14 protein-coding genes are annotated in these 17396 nt (G+C 60.1%); 5 read left to right on the plus strand and 9 right to left on the minus strand.

The features are described 5' to 3' along the window. Positions 1-185 precede the first annotated feature (185 nt). On the plus strand, positions 186-1037 hold the full coding sequence (locus tag GKZ68_RS04170) for a hypothetical protein (protein WP_173110993.1): 852 nt from the start codon (positions 186-188) through the stop codon (positions 1035-1037). 78 nt (positions 1038-1115) lie between these two features. Here GKZ68_RS04170 and GKZ68_RS04175 read toward each other — a convergent pair whose 3' ends face one another. From GKZ68_RS04175 to GKZ68_RS04200, 6 genes are all read right to left on the minus strand, one after another. Then, on the minus strand, positions 1116-1979 hold the full coding sequence (locus GKZ68_RS04175; RefSeq protein ID WP_173110995.1) for a dienelactone hydrolase family protein: 864 nt from the start codon (positions 1977-1979) through the stop codon (positions 1116-1118). A gap of 80 nt (positions 1980-2059) precedes the next feature. Continuing rightward, complete coding sequence (locus tag GKZ68_RS04180) at positions 2060-3370, minus strand: AarF/ABC1/UbiB kinase family protein (RefSeq protein ID WP_173110997.1); 1311 nt, start codon at positions 3368-3370, stop codon at positions 2060-2062. Between the two features lie 2 nt (positions 3371-3372). Then, complete coding sequence (locus GKZ68_RS04185) at positions 3373-4008, minus strand: TetR family transcriptional regulator C-terminal domain-containing protein (protein WP_173111000.1); 636 nt, start codon at positions 4006-4008, stop codon at positions 3373-3375. Between the two features lie 45 nt (positions 4009-4053). Further along, the gene (locus tag GKZ68_RS04190; protein WP_173111003.1) at positions 4054-5364 is read right to left on the minus strand and encodes a deoxyribodipyrimidine photo-lyase; all 1311 of its coding nucleotides are present in this window, start codon (positions 5362-5364) and stop codon (positions 4054-4056) included. A 15-nt stretch (positions 5365-5379) separates the two neighbouring features. Beyond that, positions 5380-6096, minus strand: a complete 717-nt coding sequence (locus tag GKZ68_RS04195; protein ID WP_173111005.1) for an SDR family NAD(P)-dependent oxidoreductase — start codon at positions 6094-6096, stop codon at positions 5380-5382. Between the two features lie 140 nt (positions 6097-6236). Beyond that, positions 6237-7160 carry a DMT family transporter gene (locus GKZ68_RS04200; RefSeq protein ID WP_173111008.1) on the minus strand — a complete coding sequence of 308 codons (924 nt, stop codon included), beginning with the start codon at positions 7158-7160 and terminating at the stop codon, positions 6237-6239. 162 nt (positions 7161-7322) lie between these two features. Here GKZ68_RS04200 and GKZ68_RS04205 point away from each other — a divergent pair, with 162 nt between their 5' ends. From GKZ68_RS04205 to GKZ68_RS22360, 3 genes are all read left to right on the plus strand, one after another. Further along, on the plus strand, positions 7323-8615 hold the full coding sequence (locus GKZ68_RS04205) for a replication-associated recombination protein A (protein WP_173111011.1): 1293 nt from the start codon (positions 7323-7325) through the stop codon (positions 8613-8615). A gap of 128 nt (positions 8616-8743) precedes the next feature. Continuing rightward, complete coding sequence (gene sppA / locus GKZ68_RS04210) at positions 8744-10522, plus strand: signal peptide peptidase SppA (protein ID WP_173111013.1); 1779 nt, start codon at positions 8744-8746, stop codon at positions 10520-10522. Between the two features lie 155 nt (positions 10523-10677). After that, positions 10678-12564, plus strand: a complete 1887-nt coding sequence (locus GKZ68_RS22360; protein ID WP_173111016.1) for a M1 family metallopeptidase — start codon at positions 10678-10680, stop codon at positions 12562-12564. Positions 12565-12574: 10 nt separating this feature from the next. On the opposite strand, the gene GKZ68_RS04220 is transcribed toward GKZ68_RS22360, so the two are convergent. Beyond that, on the minus strand, positions 12575-13144 hold the full coding sequence (locus tag GKZ68_RS04220; RefSeq protein WP_173111019.1) for a hypothetical protein: 570 nt from the start codon (positions 13142-13144) through the stop codon (positions 12575-12577). Positions 13145-13221: 77 nt separating this feature from the next. On the opposite strand from GKZ68_RS04220, the gene GKZ68_RS04225 reads away from it, so the two are divergent. After that, on the plus strand, positions 13222-14052 hold the full coding sequence (locus GKZ68_RS04225) for a purine-nucleoside phosphorylase (RefSeq protein ID WP_254244158.1): 831 nt from the start codon (positions 13222-13224) through the stop codon (positions 14050-14052). Positions 14053-14066: 14 nt separating this feature from the next. On the opposite strand, the gene GKZ68_RS04230 is transcribed toward GKZ68_RS04225, so the two are convergent. Continuing rightward, positions 14067-14954: a DUF4249 domain-containing protein gene (locus GKZ68_RS04230; protein WP_173111022.1), complete on the minus strand. Its 888-nt coding sequence runs from the start codon at positions 14952-14954 to the stop codon at positions 14067-14069. 82 nt (positions 14955-15036) lie between these two features. Continuing rightward, positions 15037-17385: a TonB-dependent receptor gene (locus tag GKZ68_RS04235; RefSeq protein WP_173111025.1), complete on the minus strand. Its 2349-nt coding sequence runs from the start codon at positions 17383-17385 to the stop codon at positions 15037-15039. Positions 17386-17396: the final 11 nt, after the last annotated feature.

Raw genomic sequence — 17396 nt, forward strand, 5'->3', positions numbered from 1 at the left:
AGCTAGTCATTACCGCGATGAATTACCGACCCAAACCGGGCCTCGGAATCGCGCGTCATGGCCAGCTGCCCCGGGCACTCAGCAACTAAAAATGCTGCCGCCCTGCCCGTTCAGCTCAGCTTTACAGCCCGATTCCAGAAACCTGGAATCGGGCTTTTTTTTGGTGTTTCCTTTTCGTTACCGCTATGTCACTGCACTTGCTTGCCCGCCCGCACCACCCCGCCGCGCCCGCCTCGGGCATGGTCTGGAAGATGTTGTTCGACCGCCAGCAGGCGCTGCTGCACCGCTGGGCTAGCCCGGTATTTGGCCGCGCCCTCGCCGAGCTGGGTTTGCGCCGCGATGCGCTGCCCAACCTTGCGCACATCGGCCAGGTAGTACACCAGCGCACGGGCTGGACGTTGCTGCTCACCGGCGCACCCATAAGTGAAACGACCTACTGCGCCGCCCTGGCCCGGCGCGAATTGCCGGTAGTGTCGCGGCTGCGCAGCTTCAGCGAGTTTGACCAGCCGCCGGGCGGCCCCGACCTGTTTGCCGACCTCTTCGGCCGGGTGCCGCTGCTGCTGGAGCCCGGCTACGCCGACGCGCTGCAAGCTCTGGGGCAAGCCTGGGCATTGGCTACTTCGCCAGCGGCGCTGGCGCTGCTGCAACGGTTCACGCGCGCCACGTTCGAGCGGGGCTTGCTGGCCGCCCCCGGCGGGCGGCCGCACTTTTACGGCGCGGCCCTGCTGACTTCGGCCCGCCACCTGCACGCCGCCGCCGCCGCCGAAGCGACGGCTCACCAACCCCTAGCCAGCGCTGTGCTGCACCTGAACCAGCCCGAATCAACCGAGGCTAGCCTGCTGGCCGTGGAAGCACCTGTCTACTACGTAGCTGGCAGCTGGGCCGACCTGGGTGCGGCCTTGCAGGAGCTGCACCAGCAACTCCTAAAAATACAGCGGCAGCTGCTGGCCGGCCGGCCGCTGCCATTTGCCGGCGTGCCCGCCGCGCCCAGTGGCCGGGAGCTGGCATTCGCGGCGCGCATCCCAGGGCTGCGCTAAAGCTTGACCCTGTTTCCGAATACAAAAGTGCCTGCTTCGCGTAAGAAGCAGGCACTTTTTTAGTACGTCAAGAGGCTTTTATGCCTTGAGACGAGCCTTCAAATAAGCCAGGGCGCGCTGGTGCGCATCCGCCGCTAGCTCCTTGTTGTACTTAGGGTTAGAGGGGTTGGCAAAGGCGTGGTCGGCAGGATATTCTTTCACCGTTACTTTTTTGCCGGCGGTAGCCATGTCTTTTTCAAACTGCTTCACCACCTCGGGATTAATCCACTTATCCTGCTCCGCAAATAAGCCGAGCACGTCCGAGTTCAAGGTTTTGAGCTTGGCCACGTCCTTTTCGGGCATACCGTAGTACATCACGCAGCCCACGGTTTGCTTGCCGCCGAGCAGGGCGCTTTGCAGGCTCCAGCCGCCGCCAAAGCACCAGCCCACCGAGGCAAACTGCGCCTTGGGGCCAGCGTACAGCTGCGCGCCTTTAATGATGGCCTGCGCGCGTTCGGTCTTCACGCCTTGCATCAGCTTGCCGGCTTCTTCGGGCGTGGTGGCTACCTGGCCATCGTAGAGGTCTAGCGCAATGACGTTTACGCCGGGCAGTTCCTGGGCGTAGGTAGCAGCTTCTTTCTTGATATAGTCGTTCAGGCCCCACCACTCGTGGATGACGAACAGGTATTTGTTGCTTGGCTTGGCGCTCTTAATCTCGAAGCCGTGGCCGGTCTGGCCGTCGGTGGTTTTGAAGGTAATCATCTGGCCTTCGCCCTCGTAGGAGTAGGGCAGCGGCGCATCGTGGCCGCCCGAGAAGTCCTTGTCGGTGGCCAGCATAGCGAAGGCCTCGGTGGCGCTGGTCGTGGCCGGGCGGGCACAGCAGCTCAGCACCGTGGCCGTAGTCTGGGCCGTGGCAGTGCCTAGCGAAAAGGCGGCGGCTACTAACAGAAGTAGTTTTTTCATGTAGGTAAAAAGAAAAATGGTCCGGAAAGGTGCTACCCTAACCAGACCATCTCGCAGAGGTTTTCGGAATGCCGGGCGGGCTAGCCCACGTACTGCGTGCGCACCACGGCGCCCAGTTCGGTGAGCAGCGAAAACAGGCCCACGTAAGTCCGATTCAGATACACAAAGTGGGCCGAGCCGCGGGGCTCGCGCTGCTGGCGCAGGTCCTGGTCATGCATAAGGTCATCGCCCAGCGCGTAGAGACTACGCATATACGCCGGGTCGCCAAAGTCAAACGTGGCTTGCCTAAACGGCCGGCCCACCAGCTCCAGCGACTGCGTGAGCGTGCGCAAATACATGGCGCGCAAGGCTGGCGGGTCGGTGGGGCGCAGCACGCCGGCTTCGGCGAGCAGCGCTTCGAGGCGGGCGGGCTCGGCTAGGGTGGCGGGGTCGAACAAGGCCAAAAACTGCTGCTGCTCCAGCGACGGCACATCTTTCACGCAGCCAAAATCAAGCACGCCCACGGTGCCGCCAGCGGTGAGGCTAAACAGAAAATTGCCGGGGTGCGGGTCGGCGTGCAGCTGGCGCAACTCGCGCAGCTGGTACTGGTAAAAATCCCAGAGTGCCTGGCCGAGCTGGTTGCGCACTTCCTGGCTGGGGTTGTCGGCTAGAAACTCGACCAGGTGCTGGCCGGGCAACCAGTCCATGGTCAGGATGCGTGCTGCCGATAGCGCGGGATAATACGTCGGGAATTGCAGGTGCGGCAGGTGGCCGCACTTGGCCGCCACGGCCTGGCCCCGACTCAGTTCGAGCTTATAATCAGTCTCTTCGATAAGGCGCGCTTCTACTTCGGCCAAGTACGGGCGCAACGTTTCTTCCTTTAGGCCCATAATGCGCAGCGCTACCGGCTTCACCATCGCAATGTCGGACCGGATGCTGGCCCCCACGCCGGGGTACTGCACTTTCACGCCCAGGTTCTTCCCCATTTTGCGGGCAAAATGCACCTGCCCGATGCTGGCCGCCTGCCGGGCCTCGGGCTCAAACTCATCAAAAATCTGGCTGGGCGAGTGCCCAAAGGCATCGCGAAACGCCTTGACTACCAGCGGCCCCGAGAGCGGCGGCGTCTGGTACTGCGCCTGCTTGAACTGCGCCGCGTAGGCGGGCGGCAGTAGGTTTTTTTCCATGGCCAGCATCTGGGCCACCTTCAGCACCGAGCCTTTCATCTCGCTAAGGGTGCCGTAAAGCTCGGCCGCATTGGCCTCGTGCAGGTCGGTGGTGGGTGAGTCGGCGCCCACGGCTTTCTTGGCGTAGTGCTGCACGTAGTTGGCGCCCACCTTAAAGCCGGTTTTGGCGAAGCGGGCGGCGCGGGCCACCTTGGAGGTGGGCAGCGATTCCTGAGGTTGGTCGGACATGGCTAGGCGCGCTTTTGCAGCAAAAACCGGCCAAAGTCCAGGGCCGAGTCAAACGTATTGCGGCCCACTAGGTCAAAACTTAGGGTCACGGCCTTTTCCACGGCCGCGTCGGTGCGCTCGAAGTTGGCCGACTCGTCGCGCACGAAATAGAGCAGGATAAACTGCAGCTGGCGCAAGAAAATGCGCCCGTAGCCATCCTGCAAAAACGGCCGGCTAGCCACCTCGCCAGTGGCGCGACCCTCTTGCAAAAGCTCCTGCACAAATTCTTTAAACTCGTCTTCAAACTTGCTCAGCACTTTAGGTATCAAGGCTGGCTGGCGCTTTTGCGAGCGGCCCAGCGTGAGCAGTACGAAGCTGCGGTTGTTTTTCAGAATTTCGAGCAGCGTGTAATAAAACGCCAGCAGCTTCTCGCGGGCGCCGTAGCCCTGCCAGGCCGGTTCCTGGCTAGCCTGGGCGCGGGCTTCGCGGCCAAAATCGACCCACGCCTCGCGGTCGATAACGGCAAAGGAGGCGTAGTGGCGATAAAATTCACTCTCCGTAATACCCTGTGCGTCGGCAAAGGCAAAAACGGTTTTGGGCGCGCGGCCGTGGCGGCGCAAGTAGTCGAGGTAGGCGGGCTTTAGCAGGGTTGGCTCCATGCAAGTATAACCGTGAGCGCTGCCCGGCAGTTCGGGCTAGCCGGCTTATTTACGGCCCTTGCGGATGAGGTCGATGGCGCGCTCGCGGCCAAACTTGTGGTCCACTATCGGCGCCGGATACTGGTCGGTGCCAAACTCGGGCACCCACTGCTTTACGTATTTATACTCAGGGTCGTACTGCTTTTGCTGGCTGTCGGGGCTATACACCCGAAACCAGGGCGCGGCCACCGCACCGGTGCCGGCCATCCACTGCCAGTTGCCCACATTGTTGCTCATGTCGTAGTCGAGCAGCTTCTCCGAGAAGTAGTGCTCGCCCAGCCTCCAGTCGATAAACAACTGCTTGACCAGCAAGCCGGCTGCCGCAATGCGCGCCCGGTTATGCATGTAGCCCGTGGCGTTGAGCTGCCGCATGCCCGCATCCACGAGCGGGAAGCCGGTTCGGCCCTCGCACCAGGCTTTGTATTGCTCGGGGTCATCGCGGTAGGGGAGGTGGCGCATCTTGGGGTCGTAGGCCTCCGTGGCGGTATTCGGGAAATGCCAGAGCAGCATCATGAAGAAATCGCGCCATATCATCTCGTTTAAGAGCTTATCGTTCAGTTCCTGCGCCTGGTGCATGAGCTGCCGAATACTGACCGTGCCGAAGCGCAAATGCACCGACATGCGCGTAGTGCCGCGCTTGAGCGCCGGTAAGTCCCGCACTTTGTCGTAGTTTTTTACTACTTCGGCCGGCGGCAGGTGGGCCGGCGGCGTCCACTGCTCGTGCCGCTCAAAGCCCATTTCCTGTAGGGTCGGCCGGCTGGCATCGCCACGCTTGAGGCTAGCCAGGTTCTCCTTTTTAAAAAGCCTGGCCGATGGGTGCGGCTTAAAATCGTCCGGCGTCACCTTCGCTTGCCAAGCTTTGGAATACGCTCCAAATACCTTTGAGGGCTTGCCGTTTTTAGTTAGCAGCTCGTCTTTGGCGAAGATAACCTGGTCCTTGAAAGATTTGAACTCCACATCGTGCGCTTGCAGCAGCTTCGCAATGGCCGCGTCGCGCTCGGTGGCGTAGGGCTCATAGTCTTCGTTGGTGTACACGGCGGCCACGTCGTAGTCCTGGAGCAGCTGCTTGAACACGGCCGGCGTGCGGCCGTAGCGGGCTAGCAGGCCGCCGCCGGCCGCGTGCGCCTCGTGGGCCAGCCGCTCCACCTGGTCTAAAATGAAGGTGAGCCGCGCGTCGTCCTTGGGCAGCTTTTCCAGAATAGTCTGGTCATAGATGAACAGCGGCAGCACCGGCTGGCCGCTTTGCAAGGCGGCGGCCAGCCCCGCATTATCCTGGAAGCGCAGGTCGCGCCGGTGCCAGAAGAGCGTGATTTTCATGTGATAAACGACTGATTATTTCAGCTTGCCCATGCCGCCATCCACGGCCAGCACCTGGCCGGTAATGAAGGTGGCCTGGTCGGAAAGCAGGAACGCGGCCATACCAGCCAGGTCGCTGGCCCGGCCCACGCGCTGCAAAGGGTGGCGCTTGGCGCCAGCCTCAGCTTTTTCGGGCGTGTTGAGCAGGGCGGCGGTTAGCGGCGTATCGGTGAGGCTGGGGGCCAGGCAGTTGACGCGCAGGCCACTGGCCGCGTACTCGGCGGCCAGCGCCCGCGTGAGGCCCTCCACGGCCGCCTTGGCGGTGGCGATGCTGGTGTGAAAGCTCATGCCCACGGCGGCGGCCACTGTGCTGAACAGCACCACGCTCGCCCCACCCTCGGCCTTTTTGAGGCGCTTGATGGTGGCTTGCAACGCCTGCACCGCCCCCAGCACATTCAGCTCAAAATCGGCGCGAAAATCCTCGGCTGGCACCCGCTCAAAAGGCCGTAGCTTAATGGAGCCGGGGCAATACACGAGGCCGTGCAGCACCTCGGGCAGCGCATCGAAAGCCGTGCCTACGGGCTGGGTGGCGTCGTAAGTGAAATGTGTGGTGCCGAGCGCCGCCAGCTCGGGCGAGAGGTGGCGCGAAGCGGCGAACAGCGTGGCACCTTCGGCGTGCAGCAGCTGGGCGGTGGCTAGCCCAATGCCCGACGAGGCCCCCACCACGAGAATGTTTTTACCAGTAAAAGTCATTTGTCAGCGCACAAGCAAGTAAGTGAGCTTGACTAACGGCTGAGCTAAGGCAAGGTTGTAGCCCAACCCGGCTTGGGAATGGATGGCGCGCTGGTTTACTTAAAAGCCCGCTTAAAGCCGGGCTGCGCGCCGCGCAAGCGCTACGGCGCGGCGGGCTCCAGTGGGGCGGCGGCCGGCTTGGGCCGGCGGCTCACCAGCCACACGCCTACAAAGATGAGCGTCGCCTGCCAGGCTTTATCCAGAGTGAACCGGTCCTTGCCCGTGGCCACCGCAATGAGCACCGCCAGCACCGGCTGCAGGTAGATATACACCCCCAGCAACGAAGGCGTAGCGTACTTCAACGCCCAGTTATTCAAGAGATAAGCCAGGATAGTGAGGAAGAAGACCATGTAGCCGATTTCGGCCCAGATGTAGAGTGGAAAACTGCTGTAATCGGCCTGAATAGCCTGTGGCAAGCCTATCGGGATGGCAATGACGCCGCCCACCAGAAAAATGCGCGTCAGCACCGTAAAGGCGTGGTATTTCTTCATAAGCGGCGCTACCAGCACCAGGTACAGGCCAAATACAGTCGCATTAAACAGTAGATACAAGTTGCCAGCCAGCGCGTCCTTAGCCTCGGCACCGTTGCTGGGCCGGCTCAGGATGAGCGCCGCCGCGCCGATGGCACCCAGCGCCACGCCGGCTAGCTTGGGCAGCGTGATTTTGTCTTTGAGCAGCACGGCCGAGGCCAGCACCACTACGATGGGCGAAATAGTTTGGAGCAGCGAGGCATTGATGGGCGTGGTCAGGTTGAGACCGGCAAAAAAGGATAATTGGTTGAGCCCAATGCCCAGCACGCCGCTGGCAATGGCCCGCATATTATCGGCCCGGCCCGTAATGCGCTCGCCCGGCGCCACCGCTAGCTTAATCAACCCAAAAAACAGCGCGGCCCCGGCAATGCGCAGCGTCACGATGCCCAGCGGCTGCATGTAGTGCGGCATAATGTCCTTGGCTAGGCTATAGGTGCCGGCGTAAATAAGCGAAACCAGAAACAGAGCCGTGTGCAGGCGAATTTTAGCGAACATAAAGTAGAAGCGCCAGTAGCGCAGTGGTAGCGCGAACTTTGTAGCTCGCGTTTGCGCCCCGCCCGCCAGTGTTTGTCAGGAACGTCTGAGCTGGCGCGGCAATGCGAACTACAAAGTTGGCTCTGCCCTTGTTAAGTCGCGCTACTGCGGTTACTCTATTCCATGGCTTCTCTGTTCGATACTCCTAACACTGCCCCGCTGGCCGAGCGCCGCCGCCCGCGCCGCCTGGCCGACTACGCCGGCCAAACCCACCTGCTGGGCGAGCACGGCGTGTTGCGCCGCTACCTGGCTGCCGGGCGGCTGCCCTCGCTCATCTTGTGGGGGCCACCGGGCGTGGGCAAAACCACCCTGGCCCTGCTGCTGGCCGAGGAGCTAAAACGGCCTTTCGCCATGCTTTCGGCCATTAATGCTGGGGTGAAGGACGTGCGTGAGGTCATCGACCGCGCCAAAAAACAGGCCGGCACCATCCTGTTTATTGATGAGATTCACCGCTTTAGCAAGGCGCAGCAGGATGCGCTGCTGGGCGCCGTAGAAAACGGCACGGTCACGCTCATCGGCGCCACTACCGAAAACCCGTCGTTTGAAGTGATTCCGGCGCTGCTGTCGCGCTGCCAGGTGTACACGCTGGAGGCCCTGAGCGCCGACACGCTGCGCGCCATCGTGCGCCGCGCCCTGGCCGAGGATGAAGTGCTCAGTAAAATTCCGGTCGATGTAGTGGAAGACCACGCGCTGCTAGCCCTCTCGGGCGGCGATGCCCGCAAGCTGCTCGGCCTGCTCGAGCTGGTAGTCGAAAGCACGCCACCCGACGCCAGCGGCCGCGTGCAGCTCACCGACGAGGCCGTGCAGCGCACGGCCCAGCGCCCGCTGGCCCGCTACGACAAGGGCGGCGAAATGCACTACGACGTCATTTCGGCCTTTATCAAGAGTATTCGTGGCTCCGACCCCAACGCCGCGCTCTACTACCTGGCCGTGATGCTCGAAGGCGGCGAAGATGTAAAATTTATCGCCCGCCGCCTGCTCATTCTTTCTTCCGAAGACATCGGCAACGCCAACCCCAACGCCCTGCTGCTGGCCCAAAGCTGCTTCCAGGCGTGCACGGTCATCGGCCTGCCCGAGTCTGATTTGATTCTGAGCCAGACGGTTATCTACCTGGCCACTTCGCCCAAGAGCAATGCCGCCTACACCGCCATCCGGGCGGCGCAGGCCCAGGTGCGCCAGCAGGGCGTGCACCCGGTGCCGGTGCCGCTGCGCAACGCGCCCACCAAGCTGCTGAAGGAGCTAGGCTATGGCCAAGCCTACCAATACTCACACAACGGCGCGGGCAACTTCGCTTACCAGGAGTTTATGCCCGAGGCATTGAGCGGCACCCGTTACTACGACCCCGGCGACAACCCCGCCGAGGCCAAAATCCGGGAGCGGCTGCGCGGCTGGTGGCAGGAAAAGTATGGGTACTAATCGCAGATTTTACGGATTTGAGCCGATTGCTCGGCTGCTAGCCAGCAGAAAAGTTTACGGGCCGTAATGCCTTGCGCCAAACTGCGATAGAGGCTGCTACCTTTACCCGACCAATTAGCTGCCCTTTCATGCGTCAATTTTTCAAGTTTGTGCTGGCTACCGTAGTGGGGCTGGTGCTGTTTTCGGTGCTCGGTTTTATCCTGCTGGCGGGGCTGGCTGCGGCCGTTGGGAGCAGCAGCTCCAATAAGTCGGTGGCCAGCAACTCGGTACTGGAATTGAAATTTGATAAGCCTATTTCGGAACGCCGGCAAAGCGCCGACCTGCTCGGCAACAATGGTGCTACGCTGGGGCTGGTAGGAATAAAAGATGTTATTCGCCGGGCCAAAACCGACGACGATATCAAGGGCATTCTGCTCAACCTGGAGTTGGTGCAGGGCGGCATGGCTAGCCTCGAAGAAGTACGCGACGCGCTGCTCGACTTCAAGCGCTCGGGCAAGTTCATCGTGGCCTACCACGAAATCAGCTCGGAGAAAAGCTACTACCTCTCCAGCGTAGCTGATGAAATATATCTGAACCCGCAGGGCACGCTGGAATTCAACGGCTTAAGCTCGGAAGTCATGTTCTACAAGCGGCTGTTCGATAAGGCGGGTATCGAGCCCTATATCTTCCGGGTAGGCTCGTTTAAGAGCGCCGTGGAGCCATTTTTCCGCGAGAATTTCTCCGATTCGGCCCGCTTCCAGACGGTAGCTTACCTCAACTCGCTCAACAACCACATGCTGAGCCAGGTGGCCGAGAGCCGCAAGATTCCGGCGCCGCGCCTGAAGGTTATTTCCGATTCGATGCTGGTGCACAACGCCAAAGATGCCCTGCGGCTGCACTTGGTTACCAAGCTTGGCTACTTCGACCAGGTGCAGGACTACCTGCGCGGCAAGCTGGGCCTCAAGGCCGACAAGAAGCCGAGCGTGGTGAGCCTGAGCGACTACCAGGACGCCGACAAAATAGACGAGAAGGAAGGCAAGACCAGCGGCAATCGCATCGCCGTTATCTACGCCGAGGGCGACATCGTGACCGGCCGCGGCTCCGAGGATAATATCGGCAGCGACAAGTTTGCTGAAGCCATCCGCAAGGCCCGCCTCGACAACAAGGTGAAGGCCGTGGTGCTGCGCATCAACTCGCCCGGTGGCTCGTCGCTCGCCTCCGACATCATCTACCGTGAGGTGCTGCTGACCAAAAAAGTGAAGCCCATCATCGCCAGCATGAGCGACGTGGCGGCCAGCGGTGGCTACTACATTGCCATGGCCTGCGATACCATCGTGGCCCACCCCAATACCATCACGGGCAGCATCGGCGTGTTTGGTGTGCTGCCCAACATCCAGCCGCTGCTGGCCGACAAGCTCGGCATCACCGTGGACCGCGTGACCACGGGCAAGTTCTCCGACCTGCCCACCATCACCCGCGCCCTGTCGCCCTACGAGAAGCAACAGCTTCAGCTAGAGGTGAACGACATCTACGCCGACTTCACCAGCAAGGCCGCGCTGGGCCGCCACATGCCCGTCGAGCGCCTGCGCCGCATTGCTTCGGGCCGCGTGTGGAGCGGCAGCGAAGGCAAGCAAATTGGCCTCGTTGACGTGCTGGGCTCGTATGAGGACGCGCTGAAAATAGCCGCCGCCCGCGCCCACATCAAGGCCGACGACTACCAGGTGCAGCGTCTGCCGCGCCAGAAATCGGCCGTAGAAAAGTTCTTCAGCCGCTTCACCGGTGGCGGCGAGGATGACCAGGCCGCCGCCGAAGCCCGCCTGCTGCAAGCCAAGCTTGGCCCGCTCTATCCGGCCGTGCGCCAGTACCAGCAGCTCATGCAGATGCGCGGCGTACAGGCCCGCCTGCCTTATGAGCTGGAAATCAAGTAGTTTAATAGTTAAGTAAAAAAGAGCGTCATGCTCACCTGGCGTCCGCTCGAAGCAGCTTGCCCACGCCGCTAGGATTACTAATCCTGACGATTCGGGCGAGATGCTCCGACAAGCGGACGCCAGATGAGCATGACGTTCTTTTGTAAAATGTTTCTATGAAGAAATCCTTTCGCACCGCGTCCTTCGCCCTGGCCCTGGCTAGCCTCGCCCACGCTGCCCAGGCCCAAACCGCCCTCTACCAGCCCCGCGACATCAAGCGCGCCTACGCCAAGGGCACCCGCGCCGCCGACGGCCGCCCCGGCCCCAAGTACTGGCAAAACCGCGCCCGCTACGACATTACGGTGCAGGCCGCGCCGCCGGCGCGCGACATTCGGGGCCGCGAAACGATAACTTACTTCAACAACAGCCCCGACACGCTCAAGAGCCTGACTATCCGGCTTATTCAGAATATTCACAAGCCCGGCGCGGCGCGGGAAGGCGATGCCTCGCCCGATTATATCACGGAGGGCGTTTCCATCGATTCGTTTGCCGTAGGCGGGCAAACTAGGCCGTATAATGGGCGCGGCGCCGCCACCGCCCAGGTCATTGCCCTGGCCAGGCCCCTGCTGCCGCACGACTCGGTGCGGCTAGCCTTCGGCTGGCACTTCCCGATTTCGCAGCAGAGCGGGCGCGAGGGTATGCTGGATAAAACGACCTTCTTCCTGGCGTACTTCTACCCGCGCGTGGCGGTGTACGACGACTACAACGGCTGGGACCGCCTGCCCTTTTTGGATAGCAAGGAGTTTTACAACGACTTCAATGACTATACCTTGCGCGTGCGCGTGCCGGCCAACTACCTCGTGTGGGCCACGGGCACGCTGCAAAACCCCAAGCAGGTATTGCAGCCCGCTTTTGCCAAAAAGCTGGAAAAGTCGATGACCAGCGACCAGATTATTCACATCGCCACGCCCGCCGACCTGGCCAGAAAGAACATTACCGCCCAGCAGCCCTTCAACACTTGGGTCTGGAAAGCCAACGACATTTCGGACGTGACGCTGGCCCTGAGCGACCATTACGACTGGGACGCCGCGAGTGTAATCGTGGACCCCGCCACCAAGCGCCGGGCCAGCGTGCAGGCCGCCTTCGGCGACTCGACCGAGGACTTTCACTCGTCCGTCAAGTTCAGCCAGAACGCGCTGAGCTGGTTTTCGCGCAACTGGCCGGGCGTGCCCTACCCGTTTCCGAAAATGACGGTGGTGCAGGGCTTTGCCGACATGGAGTACCCGATGATGGTGAACGATAGCCCCGAAAAGGACCTGAAATTTGCCCAGCTGGTGCAGGACCACGAAATCGCCCACACGTACTTCCCGTTTTACATGGGCATCAACGAGAGCCGCTACGCCTTCATGGATGAGGGTTGGGCCACCACGTTTGAGCTGCTCATCGGGCGGGCCGAGAATGGCCCGGCGGCCGCCGATGAGTTCTACCGCAAGTTTCGCGTGACGCGCTGGATTAATGACCCTAGCACGGCCGAAGACCTGCCCGTTATCACCCCCAGCAGCGAGCTCAAGGCCGGCTACGGCAACAATTCTTACGGTAAGGCCTCGCTCAGTTACTTGGCGCTCAAGGATATGCTAGGGGATGAGCTTTTCAAGAAGTGCCTGCACACGTACATGGACCGCTGGCACGGCAAGCACCCCATTCCGTGGGATTATTTCAACTCGATGAGCAGCGCCTCGGGCCAGGACCTGACCTGGTTTTTTCAGAACTGGTTTTTCAGCAATGGCTACATCGACCTGGCGCTCACCAAGGCCGATAAAACGGCCCAGGGCACCGTGGTAACCATCCAAAACGTGGGTGGCTTCGCCGTGCCCGTCGACCTGAAAGTGAGCTACGCCGACGGCAGCACCGAAACCCTGCACCGCTCGCCCGACTTCTGGCGCGCCAACCAGCAGTTGGCCAGCCTCACCATTCCGGCCGGCAAGGCGGTGCAAAGCGTCACCTTCGACCACGGCCTCTACCTCGATGCCAACCCCGGCAACGACCGGCTCGCGGTGCAGTAAGCAAGCGCTTTTAAAACGAATAGCCTACACTCACTTGCGCATCCAGCACGGAGCCCGGCTGCCCGGTGGCATACCAGTCGCCGACGTAGTCCGGACCTCCTTTTATGCCAAGGTCGTGAAAATAGAACTTCAACCCCACCAGCGTATTAAGTGATAGCTGTGGTCCTAGCGGCCAGCGATAACCCAGGCCCAGCCCGCCGCCTTGCCCGTGCACCGTGGTAGTGTAAGTACCGCTCTGAGGCGGTAAGCCAGGGTAAGAACTGTGCCGCGCCTGGCCTTGGTGCGTAAATGCTCCCGCCGAAAGCTGCAGATACAACCCGCCCGATGACTGCTGACTGAAATAGCAGCGTCCTACCAGCGCCGCCTGGTAGCCCAGATAATCGGGATTAAAATAGCGCGAGCCCTGCAAGGCCACTGCCCCGTGCCGGCCCAGTCGGTGCTCGTATTCGAAGCCAGCAGTAGGAGCCAGACCAAAAATGCCCACGCTCACAGTGTGGAGTTTTGAGGCAGGTGCTATTTCTTGGGCCGCGGCTGCGTGGGCGAGTCCTAGCAGGCTCAGCAATAGTAAGTTTGTTTTCATGCGTTGTGAAATCAGGAAAATGCTGGTGAAAGGTAGCATCAACCTGCCAGCGTAATTTCTTTTCGTAGATACTTAAATTGTACAAACCGTTGCAGCAATCTATTCAAGAAGCCGTCGCCTACATTCAGGCTCAAAGCCAAGATTTTCAGCCGGCTACCGGCATTATCTTGGGCACCGGGCTAGGAGCCCTAGCCAAGGAAGTCGAAGTCGAATACGAAATCAGCTACGCCGATATTCCCAATTTTCCAGTTTCGACCGTCGAGAGCCATGCCGGCCGCCTGCTGCTAGGCACCCTGGCCGGGCAAAGGGTAGCAGTGCTGCAAGGCCGCTTTCATTACTACGAAGGCTACACGTTGCCGCAGGTGGTATTGCCCGTGCGGGTGCTCAAGATGCTTGGTATCAAGCAGTTGTTTGTGAGCAATGCGGCCGGCGGGCTGAACCCTGAGTTTGCCCTTGCGGACCTAATGCTGATTGAAGACCACATCAACCTGCTGCCCACCAACCCCCTCATCGGCCCCAACCTTGACGAGCTGGGCCCGCGCTTCCCCGATATGTTCGCGCCTTACGATGCTGGCCTGCTAGCCCGCGCCCGCGCAGCGGCCGAGGCGCTGGGGCAGGGCCATACTACCCGGCGTGGGGTCTACGTGGCCGTACCCGGTCCCATGCTCGAAACTCCGGCCGAGTACCGCTACCTGCGCCTCATCGGGGCCGATGCTGTGGGCATGAGCACCGTGCCCGAAGTAATTGCGGCGCGCCACCTGGGGCTGCCCGTGCTGGCCGTGTCGGTAATCACCGATTTGTGTTACCCAGGCCAGCTTAAACCTGTTATTATCAGTGAAATACTAGCAGCGGCGGCCTTGGCCGAGCCGCGCCTCACTGCCCTGATGAAGGCAGTATTAGCGGGCTAGGGTAGGACTGGTTTTTATTTTAAAATAACCGTGCGCTGGTCGCTCACCAGCACTGAGAATACTCCGATGCCGCCTTGCACCGTGCTGTGAATGGCTGAGGGCTGCGCAAACGGGTTGCCGTTGGCGCTACGGGCGTTGCGCACCGACTGCCGGAAGTCAAAATACAAGGTATCAACGTGGTACAAGGTTGCCGTGACGGTATCGTTGGGCAGAAAGCGATACGTGGTGACCTGCGAATAGGCCTTCCCGTTGAAATACTTATCGCGGATATCGTTGTCGGTTTCCGAATTGTTGGCCGGCTTGCCCTTGTGCAGCATCAGGCGGTAGAAGTCGATGGTAGCGCCGGGGTCGGTCCAGGAAGTCTGAAAATACGCCTTCTTATTGCTGCCGGTCAGGTTATTAAATTTGTACTTTATCGAATCAATCGGAATCAGTGCGGGCACGATGGCCGTGCCCGTAACGTGCCGTCCGCGTCTATCCTGCGCGTCGAGGCCAAACTGCTGGCCAGCCTTTGCCACAATGGGCACCGTGCCAATGTGCGTATAGTACTTACCCGTAATTACGTCGATGCCGGGGCTAAAACGTAGCGGCATGTTCTGCCCGCTAGGCAGCTTCAGCGATACGGTGACGTCGGTCGGCAGCTGGATAATCTGGCCGTTGGGTAGCGTCAGTAGCTGGGAACCCGCCGCTACTGCCTGTCCATTGTCAAGGTAAGGAACTGATTCAGTAATGGTTAGTCGGGGGATTATGCCATTTTCCAGGTAGCATTCAGCCACCAGTTGATTGGTATAAGCTGGCAGCACTACGTTGGCGTCGTTTTGCAGCTTGCCACAGCTGGCTAGCAGCCCAAGCAGTGCTGTTCTCAATAAGTTCTTTCCCGACCAATAAACTGCTGAAGCCATAACTACTAAAGGAAAAACTAAAAAGTCAGCCCGCTTTAGCGGGCGTACCTATTTAATCCGCTGAGTACATTTGAATAAGCGGTTAAAACTTAAAATTGTATGTTACCGAGGGAATAAATGGAAACAATGACACCTGCTGCGCCCGGTAGCCGGTTACCTTATCCGTCGCCTTATCGCGGGTTTGCTCGAAATAAATAAAATAGGCATTGCGCCGGTTGTAAGCATTATAGATGCTAAAAGTGAGGTCGCGCTGCCCTCCGATGCGCGAGGGCTGCAGCTTATACACCAGGCCCAGGTCGAGGCGGTGATAAGGAATCATGCGGTACGAATTGCGGTCGGGATACACCGGCACAGCTTGAATACCACCCTGGTAAATATCCTGCAAGGCAAAGCGGCCGAAGGGCAGCGTAGTCGGCGCACCACTCGTGTACACAAAGCTGGCGGTGAGCGAGATGCGCGTATTTAGCTCGTGCAGCACCACAATGTTGATATTGTGCCGCCGGTCGTAGTTCGGGTAAAAATCCTGGCCGTTATTGATGCCCGTGGTGCCGAGCTGCGGCGGAAAATTGCGCTTGGTCCAGGCTAGGGTGTAGCCAATCCAGCCGGTAGTTTTGCCGGTTTTCTTTTCCAGGTACAGCTCGTTGCCGTAGGCCCAGCCGCGCCCGAAGAGGAACTGTGAATCGAGGTCGTTATTCGCAAAAATCTGGGCGCCGTCCTTGAAATCAATCTGGTTGCTGGCCCACTTGTAGTATACCTCGTCGGTAAGCAGAAACTTGCCACCGCCCAGCAAAAAGCTAGCCCCGGTGCTCACCTGCTGCGAGCGTTCGGGCTTCACCGACAGCCGCGACGGATACCAGATGTCGGTAGGCAGCGAAGCACCCGAGTTCGACACCAAGTGCACATACTGGTACATGAAGGCGTAGCTGCCCTTGAGCGCAATATTATCGGTGAGCGAGTAGCGGGCCGAGGCGCGCGGCTCCAAGCCACCAAAGTGGTTGGGGCTGCTCTGAAAACCCGTGGCCCGCAGCCCTAGCTCGGCTTGCAGCTTGTCGCTAACCTTGATATTATCAGTTACATACACGGCGCCTTCCTGGCCGGTGTAGCTCACGTCGGCCCCAAAATTCACGCTGTTGTCCTGCGAGCTGCGCTGCAAGCGGCCCACCCCGAAATTGTGGTAAATAAGCATCGCGCCCAATTTGACGGTGTGCCGGTCGTTGGGCACGTAATCTAAATCGGTGCGCAGGTTGTAGTCCAGAATAGTCGAGCCCAGGTTGAAAGAAAACTGGTCGATGCTGTTGCCCAAATTGTATTTGTAGGAGGTTACCGCAGCGGTCGTATTCATCGTCAGCTTTGGCGAAAGCACGTGCTGCCAGCGCAGCGCGCCCAGCGTATTGCCCCAGTTAAAACTGGCCTGAAAGCCGTTGGGCGAGGTAAAACCAAAAACGTCGCGTCCCAGGTAGCCCGTAAAAAACAGCTGGTCTTTCTCGCCGAGCGTATAATTGGCTTTGGCGTTGAAGTCGTAGAAATAGTAATCCGGAATGGGCGAGTAATCTTCTTTGTGCGCATTGGCCCGGTTGAGGGCGCGGGTAAAGATGTCGAAATACGTGCGCCGCCCACTCACGATAAACGAGCCTTTGCCCTGCTGAATCGGACCTTCGAAGCTGAGGCGCGACGAGATGAGCCCGATGCCGCCGCTGGTGACAAACTTTTCGCGGTCGCCCTCGCGCAGCTTCACATCAACCACCGAAGAGAGCCGGCCGCCAAACTGCGCCGGAAAGCCCGCTTTATACAAATCGACGCTCTGCACCGCATCGGGGTTGAATACTGAAAACAGCCCAAACAGGTGATTAGGATTGTACACCAGCACGTTATCCACCAATACCAGGTTCTGGTCGGCCGAGCCGCCGCGCACAAACAGACCGCTGCTGCCCTCGCCGCCGCTCTGCACGCCGGGCTTGAGCTGCAAGGTTTTTAAAATATCAACCTCCCCAAACAGTGCCGGCAACAGTTTGGCCTCGCGGATGGTGAGGTGCTCGATGCCCATCTGGGTTGATTGCAGCTTCTGCTTCAGCGTTTGCTGGCCCTGCACCACTACCTCGCTCAGCTCGGCGGTAGACGACGCTAGGGTAAAGCTGTGTTGCTGATTACGATGCAGATTGACGGCAAGGGTTTGCGCGGTATAGCCCACAAACGATACTACTACCTGCTGCGGCCCTTCGGGCAGGCTCAGGCTAAACTTGCCATCGGCCTCGGTGGCCGTGCCCAGGCCCAAGGCCGGCACCGCTACCGAGGCGCCCGGCAGCACCGTGCCATCGCTGCCGCGCACTACGCCGCTAAAAATGTGCAGCGTCTGCGCCCAGCCCAGGTTCGATAGCGTGTCGCAAAAGATAAAAAAGATAAAAAACCTGTACGGACGGAAAACTCGGAGCATACCTGCAAATT

It is taken from the genome of Hymenobacter sp. BRD128 (assembly GCF_013256625.1).
GTDB lineage: Bacteria > Bacteroidota > Bacteroidia > Cytophagales > Hymenobacteraceae > Hymenobacter.

Bases quoted from the DNA above. Each gene is read 5' to 3' on its own strand.
- GKZ68_RS04170 (WP_173110993.1), top strand. From the start codon at position 186: ATGTCACTGCACTTGCTTGCCCGCCCGCACCACCCCGCCGCGCCCGCC.
- GKZ68_RS04175 (WP_173110995.1), bottom strand. From the start codon at position 1,979: ATGAAAAAACTACTTCTGTTAGTAGCCGCCGCCTTTTCGCTAGGCACT.
- GKZ68_RS04180 (WP_173110997.1), bottom strand. From the start codon at position 3,370: ATGTCCGACCAACCTCAGGAATCGCTGCCCACCTCCAAGGTGGCCCGC.
- GKZ68_RS04185 (WP_173111000.1), bottom strand. From the start codon at position 4,008: ATGGAGCCAACCCTGCTAAAGCCCGCCTACCTCGACTACTTGCGCCGC.
- GKZ68_RS04190 (WP_173111003.1), bottom strand. From the start codon at position 5,364: ATGAAAATCACGCTCTTCTGGCACCGGCGCGACCTGCGCTTCCAGGAT.
- GKZ68_RS04195 (WP_173111005.1), bottom strand. From the start codon at position 6,096: ATGACTTTTACTGGTAAAAACATTCTCGTGGTGGGGGCCTCGTCGGGC.
- GKZ68_RS04200 (WP_173111008.1), bottom strand. From the start codon at position 7,160: ATGTTCGCTAAAATTCGCCTGCACACGGCTCTGTTTCTGGTTTCGCTT.
- GKZ68_RS04205 (WP_173111011.1), top strand. From the start codon at position 7,323: ATGGCTTCTCTGTTCGATACTCCTAACACTGCCCCGCTGGCCGAGCGC.
- sppA (WP_173111013.1), top strand. From the start codon at position 8,744: ATGCGTCAATTTTTCAAGTTTGTGCTGGCTACCGTAGTGGGGCTGGTG.
- GKZ68_RS22360 (WP_173111016.1), top strand. From the start codon at position 10,678: ATGAAGAAATCCTTTCGCACCGCGTCCTTCGCCCTGGCCCTGGCTAGC.
- GKZ68_RS04220 (WP_173111019.1), bottom strand. From the start codon at position 13,144: ATGAAAACAAACTTACTATTGCTGAGCCTGCTAGGACTCGCCCACGCA.
- GKZ68_RS04230 (WP_173111022.1), bottom strand. From the start codon at position 14,954: ATGGCTTCAGCAGTTTATTGGTCGGGAAAGAACTTATTGAGAACAGCA.
- GKZ68_RS04235 (WP_173111025.1), bottom strand. From the start codon at position 17,385: ATGCTCCGAGTTTTCCGTCCGTACAGGTTTTTTATCTTTTTTATCTTT.